At 44.9% G+C, this 17,255-nt stretch carries 13 protein-coding genes; 6 read left to right on the plus strand and 7 right to left on the minus strand.

Annotated features, from left to right (window positions below):
* From JGK07_RS27910 to JGK07_RS27925, 4 genes are all read right to left on the minus strand, one after another.
* Positions 1-2,268, minus strand: a 2,268-nt coding sequence (locus tag JGK07_RS27910) for a filamentous hemagglutinin N-terminal domain-containing protein (RefSeq protein WP_293291142.1), incomplete at its 3' end; no start/stop codon positions are given.
* Between the two features lie 850 nt (positions 2,269-3,118).
* Positions 3,119-4,978 carry a DUF3352 domain-containing protein gene (locus tag JGK07_RS27915; RefSeq protein ID WP_293220212.1) on the minus strand — a complete coding sequence of 620 codons (1,860 nt, stop codon included), beginning with the start codon at positions 4,976-4,978 and terminating at the stop codon, positions 3,119-3,121.
* A gap of 358 nt (positions 4,979-5,336) precedes the next feature.
* Positions 5,337-6,428, minus strand: a complete 1,092-nt coding sequence (locus JGK07_RS27920) for a hypothetical protein (RefSeq protein ID WP_293174422.1) — start codon at positions 6,426-6,428, stop codon at positions 5,337-5,339.
* Positions 6,429-6,626: 198 nt separating this feature from the next.
* A complete protein-coding gene (locus JGK07_RS27925; protein WP_293174425.1) occupies positions 6,627-6,791 on the minus strand; it encodes a hypothetical protein in 165 nt (54 codons plus the stop codon).
* A 68-nt stretch (positions 6,792-6,859) separates the two neighbouring features.
* Between JGK07_RS27925 and JGK07_RS27930 the strand changes: the two genes are divergently transcribed.
* The 3 genes from JGK07_RS27930 (at position 6,860) to JGK07_RS27940 (ending at position 10,442) form a co-directional block, all read left to right on the plus strand.
* The gene (locus tag JGK07_RS27930) at positions 6,860-8,098 is read left to right on the plus strand and encodes an LL-diaminopimelate aminotransferase (RefSeq protein WP_293174428.1); all 1,239 of its coding nucleotides are present in this window, start codon (positions 6,860-6,862) and stop codon (positions 8,096-8,098) included.
* A gap of 251 nt (positions 8,099-8,349) precedes the next feature.
* A complete protein-coding gene (locus JGK07_RS27935; protein WP_293174432.1) occupies positions 8,350-9,468 on the plus strand; it encodes an AAA family ATPase in 1,119 nt (372 codons plus the stop codon).
* Between the two features lie 8 nt (positions 9,469-9,476).
* Positions 9,477-10,442 (plus strand): hypothetical protein, encoded by a 966-nt coding sequence (locus tag JGK07_RS27940; protein ID WP_293243251.1) that lies wholly within the window; start codon positions 9,477-9,479, stop codon positions 10,440-10,442.
* A 19-nt stretch (positions 10,443-10,461) separates the two neighbouring features.
* On the opposite strand, the gene JGK07_RS27945 is transcribed toward JGK07_RS27940, so the two are convergent.
* Complete coding sequence (locus JGK07_RS27945) at positions 10,462-11,082, minus strand: Uma2 family endonuclease (protein ID WP_293174437.1); 621 nt, start codon at positions 11,080-11,082, stop codon at positions 10,462-10,464.
* Between the two features lie 191 nt (positions 11,083-11,273).
* Between JGK07_RS27945 and JGK07_RS27950 the strand changes: the two genes are divergently transcribed.
* Positions 11,274-11,918: a Uma2 family endonuclease gene (locus tag JGK07_RS27950; RefSeq protein WP_293193443.1), complete on the plus strand. Its 645-nt coding sequence runs from the start codon at positions 11,274-11,276 to the stop codon at positions 11,916-11,918.
* A 140-nt stretch (positions 11,919-12,058) separates the two neighbouring features.
* On the opposite strand, the gene JGK07_RS27955 is transcribed toward JGK07_RS27950, so the two are convergent.
* Both JGK07_RS27955 and cofH read right to left on the minus strand, forming a co-directional pair.
* Positions 12,059-12,664 (minus strand): hypothetical protein, encoded by a 606-nt coding sequence (locus tag JGK07_RS27955; protein WP_293174443.1) that lies wholly within the window; start codon positions 12,662-12,664, stop codon positions 12,059-12,061.
* A 3-nt stretch (positions 12,665-12,667) separates the two neighbouring features.
* The gene (gene cofH, locus JGK07_RS27960) at positions 12,668-13,849 is read right to left on the minus strand and encodes a 7,8-didemethyl-8-hydroxy-5-deazariboflavin synthase subunit CofH (RefSeq protein WP_293174446.1); all 1,182 of its coding nucleotides are present in this window, start codon (positions 13,847-13,849) and stop codon (positions 12,668-12,670) included.
* 117 nt (positions 13,850-13,966) lie between these two features.
* Here cofH and JGK07_RS27965 point away from each other — a divergent pair, with 117 nt between their 5' ends.
* Together JGK07_RS27965 and JGK07_RS27970 are read left to right on the plus strand one after the other, a co-directional pair.
* The gene (locus JGK07_RS27965; protein WP_293193442.1) at positions 13,967-15,178 is read left to right on the plus strand and encodes a glycosyltransferase; all 1,212 of its coding nucleotides are present in this window, start codon (positions 13,967-13,969) and stop codon (positions 15,176-15,178) included.
* Between the two features lie 119 nt (positions 15,179-15,297).
* Positions 15,298-17,073, plus strand: coding sequence for a glycosyltransferase family 39 protein (locus JGK07_RS27970; protein WP_293208090.1), 1,776 nt, complete (start codon positions 15,298-15,300; stop codon positions 17,071-17,073).
* Positions 17,074-17,255: the final 182 nt, after the last annotated feature.

The raw sequence follows: 17,255 nt of genomic DNA on the forward strand, positions 1-17,255 counted from the left end.
CGTTGGTGCTGGTGACAAATTTGATATCGGCGCTGGATTTTGAGTAATTGTCGGCGCTGGTGACAAATTCGAGTTCGGCGCTGGATTTTGAGTAATTGTTGGCGATGGTGACAAATTCGAGTTCGGCGCTGGATTTTGAGTAATTGTTGGCGATGGATTTTGAGTAATTGTCGGCGCTGGTGACAAATTTGATACTGGTACGCTGGGTTCAGTAATTGTCTGCCCAGGTGCAGGTGCGGTTGCGGGCGCAGGTGCTGGCGCAGGTGCTGGTGCGGGTGCTGGTGCGGGTGTCGGTGCAGGTGCTGGCGCGGGTACTGGTGCGGGTGTCGGTGCGGGTGCAGGAGTTCGCCTGGGTGCTGGCGGAGGGTTGGGTGTCGGTGCCGGAGTCGGTGCGGGTGTCGGTGCCGGAGTCGGTGCGGGCGTCGGTTCGGGAGTCGGTGCCGGAGTTGGTTCGGGAGTCGGTGCAGGAGTCGGTGCAGGGGTTGGCGCCGGAGTTGGTTCGGGAGTCGGTGCAGGAGTCGGTGCAGGAGTCGGTGCGGGCGTCGGTGCAGGAGTCGGTGCAGGAGTCGGTGCAGGGGTTGGCGCCGGAGTTGGTTCGGGAGTCGGTGCAGGAGTCGGTGCAGGAGTCGGTGCAGGAGTCGGCGTCGGCGTCGGTGCCGGAGTCGGCGTCGGCGAGGTTGAAGAAGTTGTGATATTAATTTGCGTCGGCTGTACGATCTGAGTCTTTGAGCTGGGAAAACTTCCGGATGCAATAACATTTTCCTTCTTGTCGCTCCCAGTGGCAATGCTGCCAGCAGTACCGTTCAAGCTGTTATAGTTGGGCCCGACGCCGAAAATAGTGTTTGAGGCTTGACCACCGTGGCTAATGGTGATATCTCCACCATTCGCGCTACCAGTCGCGGCCGCGGCAATGCTACAAGCTTGCGCCAAGCAGGTAAAAGTACCTGTAGCTCGGAAATAACGGCCGGCTGAAATGTTAATATTTCCTCCGGCTGTTCGCCCTTGGGTGTTGATACGGGTTACTTCAATGTCATTGCTGGCCTTGAGGGTGACTTGGCCGCCTTTTTTTTCTTCGGAGTTGGCGTCTATGAAGCCTGTTTGAATGCTGCTTGAGGCTGCAATACTAACGTCTCCGGCGTTGCTGGTTTTGTCGATCGAGCCTGCGTTGATATTGCCGGTCTCTACTTTTCCTGTACGGCTGGTGACGGTGATGTTGCCACCTGCTGCGGTGGTGGAGTTGGAGTTGAGGGCGAGAGTGCTAATGTCGCTGCTGGCTTGTAGGACGATCGCACCTTGTGTACTCGTCAGGTTGCCGCTGGCTGCAAGGGTGTTGGCTGCTTGAATTTGGATCGATCGAGCGCTGGCACCTTTGACTGCAACATCCCCCGCAGCTACTATTCGGTTAGATGCTGTAAGTACCAATTGACCGCTTGCATTGACGCTGATTCCTGTAGCATTGGTTTGACCGACCCCTGTCAGCAGTTCCGGCAAGGATGCGACTGCTGTTCCAGGGCTGCTTGTCGCTGACGACGGCTGGATGTCCAAACTCAGCAAACTATCTCCCTGACTGACGCGCACTAAATTTGTCCCGGTGACTGACGCAACGGTAATTTTACCGCCCGGTGCCGAAAGATTGCCTGTGCTGACAACGGTGCCGCCAAGCAAAGTTAAGTTCTGCCCTGACTTGACTGCTAAGTCGGCTGTGTTGACAATTGCCCCAGCTCGATCGGCTCCAAAAGCAAAGGAATTGGGCGTGCCCGTCAGAGATGTGTAGGTGTTAGTACCGATCGCGTTAAACGAATTAGAACCAAATCCAATACCAGTAGCCGTGGTTGCTGTGAAAGAAGCCGGCACATTTAAGCTGGCACTGTTGCCAAATATGATGCCCGAGGGATTCATCAGAAACAAGTTAGCATTACCGCCGGTTAATTGAATTGAGCCGTTAATAATCGAAGGGCTACCGCCATTGATGCGGCCTAAAATGTTGCGAATGCTGGGATTTGAGATAAAGTTGGCTATCTGATTTGGCGACAAACCGAATTGTGTAAAACTGTGGAAGAGATTTTGTTTGTCGTTCGATAATTGTCCGCCTTCAATGTCGAAGCGAGTTTGCGGTGTAGGAGTTCCGCTTGGGGTGGGAGTGACTTTAGTGCCAGTTCCATCGTTCGCTGGCACAATTTGAGCTTCGGCTTTTGCTTGCAAAAAGTAAATATTTATCAAGACTATTTGCACATAAAGTGCCAGTTTGCCAATTCTTTTTCTTGACATTAATTTAGCCGGTATTTGAAGATTCTTGGGGTTTTTCATAGTTTTAAAGGGTTTAATTTTTAATAGGTCGCAACAATAACGTATAGCGGCTATCACAAAGATTCGCGGACGTTGTTGGGCTTGGACTCTCTTGGTTTAAGCGGTTATATAAGCTGTCAGTCATACCTCATTTTTTTGAGAAAGGCTATATCTTCTTTACACTCTCAATATAACTCGCAATACCTAGACTATACATCTGCCACATGATACACTCAAAAAAACGGCATTTTAGACCCACTCCGACGCCGATTAACCGATTTTTTTTTACTCTTATTAAGACTTTCAACGAAGGATGGGGTTAAAAATTAGGTTCTGCGTCCAAGAGCGATCGGGAAAATTTCTGGTCAAACATCTTTGCTTTCCTCGGTTCAAAAACAACAAAGCTATCTCCACGATAGCCTGTAACGAAAATTATGACAAGAAAAAGTATAGCCTTTCTCAAAAAGATGAGGTATGACTCATAGCTTATATAACCAGTTCCACTAAGAGGGCTGAAGCCCAACAACGTACCTCATCTTAAGGTTTGAAGGTTGGTGTGTGTCCCGGAATGTTATTGCTTCTTCTTTCTTCCTTGGGCTACAAGCCAATTTTTTAGAGTTTGCTTGCTGCAACCCGGTTTTTTTTATAAACCGGGTTTGGCGGTTTCTTGGTGTGAGGTTTGGTGACGTAAAACAACTTAAATCCGGCTCACTTTTCCTCTTAAAATCAAATCCACTATTGTCGGTTTCGATCTGCTGCTTTTCGGTTTTAATCGATCGCCATTTTGCTGTTTAAGGGGCTGTCATAGCGGATTTTTGGCAGGATTTAAGAGTTAATTCGGTGAAGTTTGGACGGTGGGCGAGGGACTGGGTGAATCAGGGCTTGGTGAGGATGAACTCGGTGAAGGTGAACTCGGTGAAGGTGAACTCGGTGACGATGAACTCGGTGAAGGTGAACTCGGTGACGATGAACTCGGTGAAGGTGAACTCGGTGAAGATGGATTCGGTGAGGGCTTTGGTGAAGGAGTCGATTGGTCGGATTTTTTGAGACCGACAAAAGCGTCGTAGCGGGTGGTACGATCGCCAATCACGGCCGCTGTAATGCCGATCGACCGCGTGGCATCTATCCAGATTTTTTGGTTGGGAGGAAACTCCGGCAAAGCCAGGTTTTTCGGGTTAAACGCACTCTCGGTGTCGATGAAAAAATTGCCGTTGTGAGGCTTAAGTTGCGATCGTACAGTTTTTTGGAACAATTCGCTACTTAAAAGCGGACTTGTCGGCGCCGGAACGATCGCGTCCACCACGGGTGCTCCTACTGTGATAAACAGCACATCCTTCATCCAGCCGCGAGTTACAGTAATCCCTCCAAACGGCGATTTCCATTGAGTCGCAGGTTGACCGCCAACTTGAATTTCCTCAACTCTATACTGCTTATTTTTCATCATTTCATCAAGCTGTTTCAGGGATTTGTTAGCGGCGCCGCGGTTGTTTGTTTCCACCATAAATACAAATCCAGCAGCAAATTTGTCTTTCGGATTCTGCGCGGGGGCTGGTATTAATGATAAAGAAAATTCTCCCGCCATCCAGTTGATGAAATCTTTATCTAAATCCTGGCCAGTAGTCGATTTTAAACCAGTACGCAAAACTTGAGGATTAATCGGTGCAAGCGGGTTAGCATCAGATCCCAATACGTAGTCTTGCCACAAACGCTGCAAGTTACCGCCCGATACCATCATGATTGTATTGTTTGGCAGGCGATTAGCCATTTTTAGAGCATTATTTTCCACTGCTATACGAGTAGTAGAATCTGGTTTTAGCCAAGAGATTGATTTGAATCCAATTCCGTCTGCATCCAGCGTCGCTGTGGTGGCAAATCCTTGATTTTGTTGCAGTTTTTCCAGGTTTTCTACCGAAATTTCGCGGGATGAGTTGGCGGCTGTAAAGGCTGCTGCAACGGGCATATTCACGTAGATTTGACCGAAGGCACCGACATCCTTAATTTGTTGGATGGCGTCTCCATAGCCAGGAGTTTTTGCGAGGGATGGTTCGCCTTTGTAGGTGTCAATTATTCTGTCTGTGGCGGTGGGATCTGTGGTGACTGCTAGATAGTTTGTTCCGAGTACCGCGACTGAGAAATTGCGATCGGGTATACCTTGAGTTTCTGTAACTTGCACTCCTTTGTAATTGCGCTCAACCATTTTTCCTTGGTTGAGGGGTCTGGGTTTTGCTAATAATTCTTTGGCTTTAATCGGGTTGGAGATGGGCAGGATAATTGCTACTGACTGCTGAATTGGCTGAGGTGGGGGCGCGTTGGGCGCGCGCGGGGGAACTGGTATCGCTGTTTTGTTGCGGAGAAACGCCACCATTACCGTGTTACCCACCCAAGGCTGAATGTCTTGCTGGTAGGCGTAACCGTTGCTTGTCAGGAGGCGATCGCGCAATTCGCTTAAAAACCTTTCAAACGAAGCTTTTGACTCCGGCGTACCAAATTCTCGCAGCCTATTCCACTGCGATTCATCGGTAGTGATGGATAGAGCCATCATCGCATCTTGGGGAACAACGACGGCTCCCGCTGGCAAATCTTTGGCGGGGCCTCGGGAAATGACGATCGAGTATGCGAGGATACCTAAACCGATCAGAAGTGTGGCGGCTCCGATCGTAAACAGCAGGGAAGATTTATCTTTCTTGAACATTATTCGTAAAGTTCTGGTACTCGAAACATCATAAATTATATTGGGGATTGGGCATGGGGAATTGGGAATAGGGCATAGGGCAAACAGGGCATTGGGCATTGGGCATAGTGGGTGCATCTGGCGCAAGGCAAATATATTCGTAGGGACTCTCGCATGACCTCCGTGAATATGGGATTATAACTAATAACTTATATGCGGTCATGCTTCTTCAGGCTTCAAAAACCAGATGTACCCGGCATAGTTAGCGGTTAGCGGTTAGCAGTTAGTAGTTTTTATAATCACAAACAACAAATAACAAATTACCTATGCCCCATGCCCCATGCCCTATGCCCCATGCCCTATGCCCTATTCCCCAATCTTAGTTTCTAGCCTTAAAGTCTTTAAAGATAGTTTGAAATGAGTACATCAGCCTGTGAACATCGTTTGTGGCCCTAGGAAAGATATTGTGTTCCCATTTTTTGCGCGCAGTAGTCAGTAATTTTGCCACTGGTTGCGAGTAACTATTAGAAATGAAATAGCTGCCACCTTCGTAGCGAATATCTGACGCCAATCCGATAAAAGCACCAGCCATTTCTAGTTGAAGTTCCGAGGTGCAGTGTTCAGATTTCACCGCTAAAATTACCTGCGAGTGTCGGGGTTCGCGGTTGAGCAAACGGCAGATATTCGCTTCTTTTTGGTACAGAATTAAAACGTTGCAGTTGTGCAGAACTCCGGCTCTACCTTGCACTTTGACTCCGAGATGAATTTCCAGGGCTGGTTTGTCGGGAAATTCTACAACAGCATGAGTGTATGGATGTGCTGTTCCGTGGATTTTTCCGGCTGTTTTTCTAAACGTTAAATATTTCGGTGTTTCGTCGTCTAAAACATTGTTATAATAGATGTTGCCGCCTTCGTTAGCAACTGCTTTCAGCAGGATGGTGAATAGGTAAGCATCAAAAATTCTAGCTTGTTCTGCCACTCCGTTGAAATCTGGATCGATCGAGCTTTTTAACTTGCTCTTAATTTCAGAATTGATGGCGTAGTTGCTAGGTTCAGAGGGCAGTTTTTCGAGTAATTGCTTGAGGGCGATCGCCTGTTTGTGGCGTGGGGCTGTTAAAGTGGACGTAAACTCGATGGTTTGGGCTGTTTTTGCGCCGGAATTGGCAAAGATAATTTTGGTACCGAGGGGAGAGGTTTCCGATTCTACTTTCAAGAAATAAGCAATCTCGTCTTCCATTTCCGAAGTGTTCACCGTCGCTTGTTCGACAGCAGCAATTAACAGCAAAAGTTGTTCTTTTGCGGTATAATCTTCTATCTTGAGCAGCGGTGTCTTTCGTTTGAGCGATCGCTCTTCAATTACTTTACCTATCTCTACACTATTGGCGACTTGTTCAACTACCCAACCTAAATTAAACTCATTCAGAATGGCCGCCAGTTCTTGACACAGTTTGGCGTACTCTATCTCATCCATAATTGGTTCTGCGTTGCACACTATATCTAATTATACAAGCTGGTTGATTTTTTTGTCAATGGCTGTGATGGAGGAGATGGGGAGAGGGGGAGATGGGGAGAGGGGGAGATGGGGAGAATGGGGAGATGGGGAGAATGGGGAGATGGGGAGATGGGGAGATGGGGAAATTTTTTCTATCGAACTTCAATTGGGATTTATTTAATCCTTTGTAAAATCCGTTGCCGAACTTTCTACGTCTTGAGGGAGACAATTAGCAGTAATAGCAATTTTCAAACAGAATGCAACTGCCGGCCCCATGCTGCAAACTCGCATATCGCTCGATTGTTCCCAATTCTTCAATTCTTCAATTATCCAATTCTTCAAATCTAAAATCTAAAATCTAAAATCTAAAATGGTATAAGCTATTGTACGACATTGAGAGCGATCGCACTATGGCAACTATCAACGACAACTACCTCAAACTCAAAGCCGGCTACCTGTTTCCCGAAATCGGGCGCAGGGTAAAAGCTTATGCAGACGCGAATCCCGGTGCACCCATCATCCGGCTGGGGATTGGCGACGTGACGGAACCGCTACCGGAAGCTTGTCGGGAGGCGATGGTGAAAGCGGTAGCAGACATGGGTTCGCGGGATACATTTAAAGGATACGGCCCGGAACAAGGTTATGAATGGCTGAGGGAGAAAATTGCAGAGCACGATTTCAAATCGCGGGGATGCGATATTGATGCTTCGGAAATCTTTATTTCTGACGGTTCTAAGTGCGATTGCGGCAATATTCTCGATATTTTCGGCAATAATAATACGATCGCAGTTACAGATCCAGTTTACCCGGTGTACGTAGACACGAACGTGATGGCGGGACACACGGGAGATGCGAACGAAAATGGCGAATACGAAGGTTTTGTGTACCTCCCAATATCCGCAGACAACAATTTTACCGCCCAAATTCCCACAGACAAGAAAGTCGATTTAATTTACCTGTGTTTCCCCAACAATCCGACGGGCGCAACCGCAACCAAGGAACACTTGCAAGCTTGGGTAAACTATGCTAAAGCGAACGGTTCGATTATTTTCTTCGATGCAGCCTACGAAGCCTATATTACCGATCCGAGCCTACCACACTCCATCTACGAGATTGAAGGGGCGCGCGATTGTGCGATCGAATTTCGTTCATTTTCCAAGAATGCCGGTTTTACAGGTACTCGCTGCGCCTTAACAGTAGTACCAAAAACTTTGACAGGAAAAGCCGCCGACGGTTCCGATGTCGAAATTTGGAAACTGTGGAACCGCCGCCAATCTACTAAATTTAACGGCGTTTCTTACATCGTGCAGCGCGGTGCAGAAGCCGTTTATTCCGATGCTGGCAAAGCACAAATTCAAGCATTAGTCAATTTTTACATGGAAAATGCTGCAATTATCCGCGAGAAATTGACAGCAGCAGGAATTGAGGTTTTTGGCGGCGAAAATGCGCCTTACGTGTGGGTGAAAACACCGAATGGTTTGTCGAGTTGGGATTTCTTTCAAAAGTTGCTAGAAACTTGTAATGTGGTGGGAACACCTGGTTCTGGTTTTGGTGCGGCGGGCGAAGGTTATTTCCGTATTTCGGCGTTTAATAGTCGGGAGAATGTGGAGGAAGCAATGAGACGAATTGTGGAGAAGTTTAAGGTGTAAAACGGCGAGAGATAAGTCTTTTTGGGGGCGGGCAAGATGCCCACCCCACAAGAAACTTGATGTATTGTGGAACAGGCATCTTGCCTGTTTCTTTGGGCGGGCAAGATGCCCACCCCACAAGAATTTATTAATGTGTTGTGGAACAGGCATCTTGCCTGTTCCTGAAAATAGTAAAAAATGTGAGTTATAATCTAAAATGATTGTGGCTCAGCGTTTCAATAAAGAATACCAGCCAACACCAGGAGTTTTTTATGCACTTGCTACGAGTTCAAGTTCCTGATTTTCGGGGATTGAAAAATATAGACATCACTTTTGAAAAGGATTTTGTTCCTAGTATTTTTCCGCTGGGAAGCCAAAATGGCGGCGGTAAAAGTACGCTGTTACAGTTAATTTTTGTGTTGCTACACTGTTCCGGTGATGAGGATAAAAAACCATTTTTACAAAATCTGCTTCAAGGATTTAAAATTCATGACGGCGAAGACAAAAGAGTCTTAGCTATTATTGACATTTGGGATGGACAAAAAAATGTTAATCTTGAATTTTTTTCGGAAGAATGTTCACCGTCAGAAGCGATGGTTGATTTTAATGAAGATATAAATTCAGAGGATAGCATCAATCTATGTTATTATTCAAACGCTCAAAAAAATAATCAAGAGCTCAATACAAAGCTACAATGTCATTTGACTCATCAAAGTAAAGATCAAGCAAAATCATTATTACATAAGATATCGCGTCAAATTTTTCTAGCTGCTCCATCCACGCAAATTTTTCTATTTCTTCCGCCGGATTCTAGGAAACTATTATTTAGCAACTCAAGTAAGGCGGATAAGAATTATTACGGGATACTTGCATCTGCAAGATTAGAATTAAAAGGTTTGTTTACCTATGATTTTCTTGCTGTAAACCTACTTATTAAATCATTTAAAGATGCTCGCGATCGCGACTTCAGAGAAGCGATAAACACAGGCGGCTATGGGAATAGCTATCAAACTCTAATTAACGACTTAAATCTGCTATTAGCAAATAAAAGGATAAATTTAAATGAAGATTTTTCGGGAGTCAATTTTAAATTGGATAAGAATGGTGAAACTATAGAACTATATCCCGAAGATTTGAGTCACGGCGAACTCAAAAGACTTAGCATTTATATATGGCTCAAGTCCCGTAACATAAAAGATGCTATTGTTTTGATGGATGAAGTTGAAATTGCTTTTCATCCAGATTGGCAATATCAAATTATATCTGATCTCAAAGAATGGGCTCCCAGCAATCAATATATTCTGGCAACTCACTCCTACGCATTGTGTGAAGCTTTGACACCTGCTCATGTTAAAGAAATTGAGCCAAAATTGATTAAACAAGAATCTTAAGATTACAAATGAGTCTTAGTTCAGAACAGCTAAAAAAATGGTGCGAGTTTATTTTGAAATCTCGCAAAATTCAAAACAAAATTGTGGTATTATGCGAAGGTGCTTCTCCGAAAATACAGGGTAGAGAGTCACCTCAAGCTTATAGGGCAATGGAGCAAATGCCGGATGCCAATTTTTATAAGGCTTGCATTCCGGCATGGTGGAGACAGAATAGACCGGAATTTTTTAATTGTGGCGATCGCAAAGATGTCATAGACACCTACTTTACTCTTTTAACATTACACGAACAGGATAGCACTAATTCGTATCTAGATTGCGATCGACTTTTTGCAATGATAGACTTAGATTTGCACTTGCAAGCGATTGAGAATTATGTCTTTACAGATACAGAAGCAATTTTTTGCAACCTTTATGAAAAATCTCAGGTGCAAAAGCAAAATGTAGCACAGCACCGGATTTGGATTACAGGTTTGATTCATAAAGAAGCATACTTTCTGACACCGGAACTTCAATCATTATTTGATGATTATCCTAATTCTCCGATTTATCAAGAAAATCTAGTGTCACTCACGAATATTTATAGTGATATGGCTGATGGAATTAGTAGCGATGGAGATTTACAGCTTAACTTAAAAAGAGCATTCGATCGCATAAATCATTGTTCGGGATTGAATTGTACGCAATTAGACTTAGATAAATTTCAGGATTCATGGAAACATCAGTTTCAAAACACGACTGATGCAACCCAGAAGCATGAGTTAATCCTAGCTTTGCTGACAATTAAAAAAGCAAAGGATTATTGGAAGCAAATTAAGCCACCCGGTGACTGGAGTGGGGATGAGAAAAATTTTAGAGATCAACTATCGTTAGAGATTGGGAGATTTTATTCACAGCAAAGTAGTGATGTCAAGTCTCATATTCCTTTTTTTTTCAAAGCATTGCATGAGTCAGTTTTAACAAAACACCTCAATTAGAATTTTGTAAGATATCAGATTAAACTAAACCAGCTTGAAAAATCTGGTTTGCAGTCAGACTCAAATCGGGAAACGTTTGCGACACAATCCGGTCATTATCTCGAAACTTGAAGATTTGATACTCACCATCTACTAAATTACAGACAGTAATTGTTGGTTGTTTGGGATTACCAATAAAATTACGCCCACCCAACGCAGCATAATCGACAATCCAATATTCAGGGATACCCATCTCCTCGTAATCAGCATATTTCAAATAGTAATCATCGCGCCAATTCGTTGACACAACTTCGATCGCCAAAGGTATCGATGCACCTAAACTGAGGACAGATTGTTTTTGCCACAATGGTTCATTCACAAGGTTTGCACGGTTCAGCACCAACAAATCGGGGCAATAACCAGAATCTTTTTCAGGAGGTCTAACTATCACTTGGCGAGGGATACCATAGGGCAATGCCAGACGTTTGATTTCATAAGGAATTTCGATGCCAAGAAAGCTGATAACTTCCTCGTGTTCGCCTACTGGTTGTGCCATCTCAACAATCTCTCCATTATGCAGTTCGTAGCGTACCGTCGCATTTTCAGGTAGCGACTCTACAAATTCCTCGAAGTTTACGAGTTTGGGTAAAGTTTGAGTCATAGGTTTTTAAAATGACTGATAATACTAATTATACCAAATCTGGCTTTGATGTCTAGCAATCATAAATCTGCGATCGCCCATCTCTTCTCGTTGCCCGTGCTACACTCAACAGATATCTTCAAAAACTCTTGTGAGGTAGGCATCCTGCCTGCCTTTGGCAGAAACTTAACAACTAGCTCTCAATTCAGCTTATGATTGTTATCGCTCCCGTCCTCAAACCTATTAGCCAGATTCAGCTTACTCCCGGTAGTGTCGTAACTATTCCCAATATAACTTGGCTCGAATTCGAGTCGATTTTGGAAGAATTGGGAGAAAAGCGATCGGCACGAGTTGCTTACAGCAAAGAAACTTTAGAAATTACGGTTTCCTTACTAGAATGCGAAATAACGAAAGATTTAATCTCTGATATTGTCAAAATTTTACTCAAGTCTGCGGGTAGAAGATACGAACCATTCGGTTCTACTACTTTCAAGCGGGAAGGTGCAGCGGGAATTGAACCTGATGCTTGCTTTTATATTCTAAATTATCAGCGGATGATTAGTCGTCGCCGACTTTTGCCGGACGATCCGCCGCCGGATTTAGCAATTGAAACGGATGTAGCTTCTAAAACTACGATCGATGCTTATCTAGCTATTGAAGTTCCAGAAGTCTGGGTTTACGACAGCGGCAGACTTCGCATCTATTTGCTGCAAGAAGGAGAGTATGTAGAATCGGATATTAGTCCGAATTTTCCAGGAATTGCGATCGCCAAACTGATTCCTTCTACAGTGGAACGTGCTTTGCAGGTAGGAAGTTGTCAAGCGCTAGAAGAATTTGAAAGTGCGATCGCCCGATAGTCCCAAACTTTAAATCGCGATCGATCGTTGACTTTTAATGAAATCCTAAATGTCCGTTAGCGAAGCCCTCGAAGAGGATCGCACTTTACCAACTGAGTCAAAAGAGCGTTAGCGAAGCCCTCGAAGAGGATCGCACTTAATCACCCATCTTGTACCATCCAAACTAGCATTCCCAAAATTTGCTCCAGCGGAACCAAGGCATAATCATTAAGATCCAGTGATACAGTTTTTTCCTCCAATTTAAGAAATCGCCACTGCGTACCGTTGCTAACACTCCCATAAACAACAGGAATTGGTTTTCCCTTCGCTTCATTAAACTTCTGCATTGCTACCATTTCGGCAATACACTGTCCAATTCCTGTTTTTAAATCTGCTTTTTTAGCTTCAACAACTGCGACTGCTGGTGCTTCAATTTCTAACATTTCTGAAGAGCGACTAATCAAGAAATCACAAATTCCATTCAGTCCTTGTTTGAAATCTACGGTAAAGTCTTCTCCCGAAAACAAGCTAATCTTCTCCTGCAAAATCTTTCTGACTTCGAGCAGTACGGGGGTAATAATCATTTCCGATCGCGCTTTTTCACTTCCTGTCGCCACAGCTACGGGTAAACTGTGCGCCAAAAAATCTGTCAGGGTTGCACTTGGAGCGATCGGAGTTATTTGCGGTAGAAATCGCGGGCCTTCTACAGTTGTTAATCCAAAGGCTTGTTTGACTTTGACAATTGTGGTGAACTCGCTGTAAGACATCGCTCAATTTCTCCTAATACCTATTGGCGCCATTTTTTCAACCCCCACAGGTCGATAAATTGTATCCCTTTGCTGATAATCTCGCCCCAAAGAACTAATCGCATTTTGCAAATCTTCTACAGATTGACAACCGCCGCCAACCGCACCTGCCATCGTGGTAATGTGTTCTTCCATCAATGTGCCGCCGATGTCGTTGCAACCCCATTTTAACGCTTCTTTAGCTCCGTCTAAACCTAATTTCACCCAACTCGGTTGGTGATTGGAAATCGTATTTCCCAAGAAGATTCTCGATACTGCGGTGAGCAACAATGTATCTGCTAAAATTGGTTGATCGCGGCCGACTCGACTGCGTAAAGGGGCTGGTGCTTCTTGCCCGACAAAGGGCAGTAAAATGAATTCTGTGATGCGAGCTGGATAGTTGTTGTTAATGGCACTTTGTTGGAGCGATCGCACTTTTTCTAAATGCAAAACCTGCTGCCCTGCCGTCTCAATATGCCCGCAAAGCATCGTACTCGTTGTCGGCAAACCTAAGCTGTGAGCAGTTCCTACGATTTCTAGCCAAGTTGCCGAATCTAGTTTTTCCGGGCAAATCACCCGTCGCACCGCATCGTCGAGAACCTCCGCCGCAGTACCAGGTATCGAACCGACTCCCGCATCCCGCAATGCCGAAATTACATAGCTGAAACTAAGACGATCTTGTCTGGCAATAAATTCTATTTCTTGGGGCGAAAAAGCGTGCAAGTGTAACTGCGGAAATTTATCCTTAATAGTTTTCACTAATTGCAGATAATAAGGCAAAGATCCGCCATTAAGCTTTGCTTGAAGATTTAAGCCGCCCTGCATACAAATTTCCGTCGCACCCCGCTGCACTGCATCTGTTGCCTTGTCCTGAATTTGGGCTGTATCTAACCAAAAAGCGCCCTCATCTCCGTCGTCGCGGCGGAATGCACAGAAACTGCAATGCTGCTCGCAAATATTGGTGAAATTAATATTGCGGTTGATAACATAAGTAACAATATCGCCTGATTGTCGGTGGCGGAGCAAGTCAGCGGTTGTTTGAATAGAAGCGATCGCATCTGGCTCTCTTTGCTGCAAAAGTACCAATGCCTCTGCGCTAGAGATGTTATAAAGTTGTAAAGCGCGATCGAGAATTGCATCAACAGTTTTATTTTCCGATTCAGTCACAAAATCCACCACTAAAATTAACGGCTTTTTATATCTTAACAAATCAACTATGGACGAAACAGATTCTAAAGTATAAAGTCGTAAAAAAACATCTTTTCATTTTAAGAAACGGTAACTATGAGCGTCAACGAAGCAAATCACCTGTTGCCAGTGCCGTCTGGGCCTTTGCAAATTCCTGCTGTAGGGACTTGTGGTTCAACTTTTGCAGAAGATACACAGCCAATTTATTTTTCCTTGGTGATTCCCACCTACAACGAGTGCAAGAATGTCAAAAGTATTGTGGAACAATTGAGCAAGTTGCTTGATGGCAGCATTCCCGGCAACTACGAATTAATTGTAGTCGATGACAACAGCCCCGATCGCACCTGGGAAGTTGCCCTGTCCCTGACGGCCGAATATCCGCAATTGCAGGTGATGCGCCGGGAAGACGAGCGTGGACTTTCGACAGCGGTAATTCGCGGGTGGCAGGCTGCTCGGGGCGAGGTTTTGGGTGTCATCGATGCCGACTTGCAGCATCCGCCGGAGACGCTATTGCAGCTTTTAGCAGAAATTCAGCGGGGGGCAGATTTGGCCGCTGCGAGCCGCCACGTAGCCGAGGGCGGGGTGAGCGACTGGAGCGTTGTCAGGAGATTTTTGTCGCGGGGCGCTCAAACTGTTGGATTGATTATACTGCCTGGAGTCGTCGGTAGAGTTTCCGATCCAATGAGCGGCTATTTTATGGTGCGTCGCAGTTGCATTGCCGGCCAAACCATGAATCCTGCGGGTTACAAAATCTTGATTGAAGTGCTCGGTAGGGGCAATATCCGCTGGATTGGAGAAGTTGGTTATGTATTTCAGGAGCGGAAAGAAGGCGAGAGCAAAGTTACTGGGAAACAGTATATTGAGTATTTGCGACATTTGTTCATATTGCGGTTTGCCCGCTGGCCAGTGGGTAAGTTTCTGCGATTTGGCATCGTGGGTTTCAGCGGTGTGTTTGTCAATATGGGGGTTTTGTACGTGCTGCGAAATAGTCTGCATTTGGAGCTGACTCGCAGTCTAATTATTGCTGCTGAATTAGCAATTATTAGTAATTTTTTGTGGAATGATTTGTGGACTTTTGGGGACATTTCTAAGCGGCAACCGGGAAATCGCCAGCGTTTCAAACGCCTGTTGAAGTTTAATACAATTTGCTTGATGGGTTTGATTTTGAATGTGCTGCTGGTTAATTTGATGTTTAATGTTTTTGGCATCAATGAATATTTGGCTAATTTAATTGCGATCGTGGCTGTGACTCTTTGGAATTTCTGGATCAACATGAAGCTGAGCTGGCGGGTAACGGAAGTTGATTAGGGAATTGGGAATTGGGAATGGGGCATGGGGCAGTGGGCAGTGGGCGGTCAACTGATAACACACAACTGACAACACACAACTGACAACACACAACTGACAACACACAACTGACTGAATTAATGATTAAGCATAAACAACTGTTGTTGCTATTACTGTGGACGGCGATCGCCCTAATGCTACGTTTTGCCAATTTGGACTCGAAACCGCTGTGGACGGATGAGTTTTCGACTCTGGTGTTTAGTTTGGGCAACAGTTTTCGCGGGGTGCCGATCGATCGCCCGATCGCACTTTCGACTCTACTACAACCGCTGCAATTGGGCCCGGATGCTGGCATTGCAGATGTTCTCAAGCATTTGCTGGTGGAAAGCAACCATCCGCCAGTGTATTTTATGGTAGCCCACTGGTGGATGCGGCTGTTTGCACCGACTGAGGATAGTTTAGTGTGGATTGGGCGATCGCTTCCGGCATTATTAGGAGTGATTTCAGTTCCAGCTATCTACCTTTTAGGCAAATTTGCGTTCAATTCTCGTTTAGTCGGTCAATGTGCGGCTGCGATGATGGCAGTTTCTCCCTACGGCATTTATCTCGCTCAAGAAGCCCGCCATTATACCTTAGCAATTTTATTAGTTATTGCGTCTCTTTTTTGCTTGACAGTAGCTGCAAAAAAGCTGCAACAGCGCGCTCCAATGCCTATCTGGACGGTGCTATTTTGGATAATTGTTAATTGTTTGGGAATTGCGGTTCACTACTTTTTTGCCTTGACTTTGTGTGCGGAAGCCATAGCATTGATTGCTGTAATCTGGCAGCAGTTTTATGGAAAATTGGCGCTTTCAGAGAGTCAGCAGCCGAATATTTGGCAATTTCAAATCCTCTGGCGGCTTTTCGCAGTAGCGCTGGGGACTGTAGCGGGCGGTTTAGTATGGCTACCGATATTTTTGTCGAATAAATACGGTAGCGAGCTCACGAATTGGATTGTCAGTGGCGATCGCACATTTGTAGATTGGATTGCGCCGATTTTCCAAGCTTTGGCGGGATGGATCGCTGTGATATCGCTGCTTCCGGTGGAATCGTCAAATCTGGCCGTGGTGGTTGGATCTGCGATCGTAATGGCAATATTTTTGATCTGGGTGCTTCCCATCCTGTTTAACGCTGTGAAAAATGCCTTAAAAACCACCGATACTCATTTAGGTACTGTTATTTTTGGCGGATTTGTGCTAGGAGCAATTTTCCTATTTTTCAGCTTTGCATACATTCTAGGAATTGACCTAACTCGCGGCCCTCGATACAATTTCGTCTACTTTCCGGGAGTGATATTAATATTAGGAGTAACTTTAGCATTTATTTATGATACACCTACAATAAAAACTCGATGGTTTAATTTACCTGCTGTAGAATTTACTGGCAAAAAAGCAGTTCTGCTAATTTTAGTAATGGGTTTTGTCAGCAGTGTAACAGTAAATTCCAATCTCGGCTATCGCAAATATTACAAACCAGACTTGTTAATTCCGATTATCCGCGAAGTCTCGCAAGTTCCCGTGTTAATTGCTACTACTCAAAAAACTCATGTAGAAATAGGAGAGTTGATGGGGATAGGATTGGAATGGGAAAAGAGTCAGAAGGAAGAAGGAAGAGGGAAGAAGGAAGAAGGAAGAGGAAAGAAGGAAATTAAAGCCTTTGATTCTCCACAGTTTCTTTTAGTTAAGCAGAGAAGGGAATCGCCGGAAATTGTGGCAGGGATACTTGACAAGACACTCAGTCAATTGGAACGTCCGCTAGATTTGTGGTTAGTAAATTTTCGCGCGCCCGTAAATTTAGCAGCACAAAAGTGTCAGATTGAATCTCGCGACTTGTCACCTGTTGATGGTTATGAATATCAAGTTTATCACTGTTCTTAAATTACCATTTATTCCTCAAATATCCCTAAATCCCCCTTAATAAGCAGGGCGATTTTATTATCGTCAGACAAATTAGGTACGTAGTTGCGCTTCAGCGCTCTTAATAATATCAGGAAAAAGCGCCCAAGCCCAACTAGGCAGCGCAGTTTTAAAATTAGGTACGTTGTTGCGCTTCAGCGCTC

The organism is Microcoleus sp. PH2017_24_DOB_U_A (assembly GCF_020738205.1).
GTDB lineage: Bacteria > Cyanobacteriota > Cyanobacteriia > Cyanobacteriales > Microcoleaceae > Microcoleus.

Bases quoted from the DNA above. Each gene is read 5' to 3' on its own strand.
- JGK07_RS27970 (WP_293208090.1), top strand. From the start codon at position 15,298: ATGATTAAGCATAAACAACTGTTGTTGCTATTACTGTGGACGGCGATC.
- JGK07_RS27915 (WP_293220212.1), bottom strand. From the start codon at position 4,978: ATGTTCAAGAAAGATAAATCTTCCCTGCTGTTTACGATCGGAGCCGCC.
- JGK07_RS27930 (WP_293174428.1), top strand. From the start codon at position 6,860: ATGGCAACTATCAACGACAACTACCTCAAACTCAAAGCCGGCTACCTG.
- JGK07_RS27965 (WP_293193442.1), top strand. From the start codon at position 13,967: ATGAGCGTCAACGAAGCAAATCACCTGTTGCCAGTGCCGTCTGGGCCT.
- JGK07_RS27945 (WP_293174437.1), bottom strand. From the start codon at position 11,082: ATGACTCAAACTTTACCCAAACTCGTAAACTTCGAGGAATTTGTAGAG.
- JGK07_RS27950 (WP_293193443.1), top strand. From the start codon at position 11,274: ATGATTGTTATCGCTCCCGTCCTCAAACCTATTAGCCAGATTCAGCTT.
- JGK07_RS27920 (WP_293174422.1), bottom strand. From the start codon at position 6,428: ATGGATGAGATAGAGTACGCCAAACTGTGTCAAGAACTGGCGGCCATT.
- JGK07_RS27940 (WP_293243251.1), top strand. From the start codon at position 9,477: ATGAGTCTTAGTTCAGAACAGCTAAAAAAATGGTGCGAGTTTATTTTG.
- JGK07_RS27935 (WP_293174432.1), top strand. From the start codon at position 8,350: ATGCACTTGCTACGAGTTCAAGTTCCTGATTTTCGGGGATTGAAAAAT.
- JGK07_RS27955 (WP_293174443.1), bottom strand. From the start codon at position 12,664: ATGTCTTACAGCGAGTTCACCACAATTGTCAAAGTCAAACAAGCCTTT.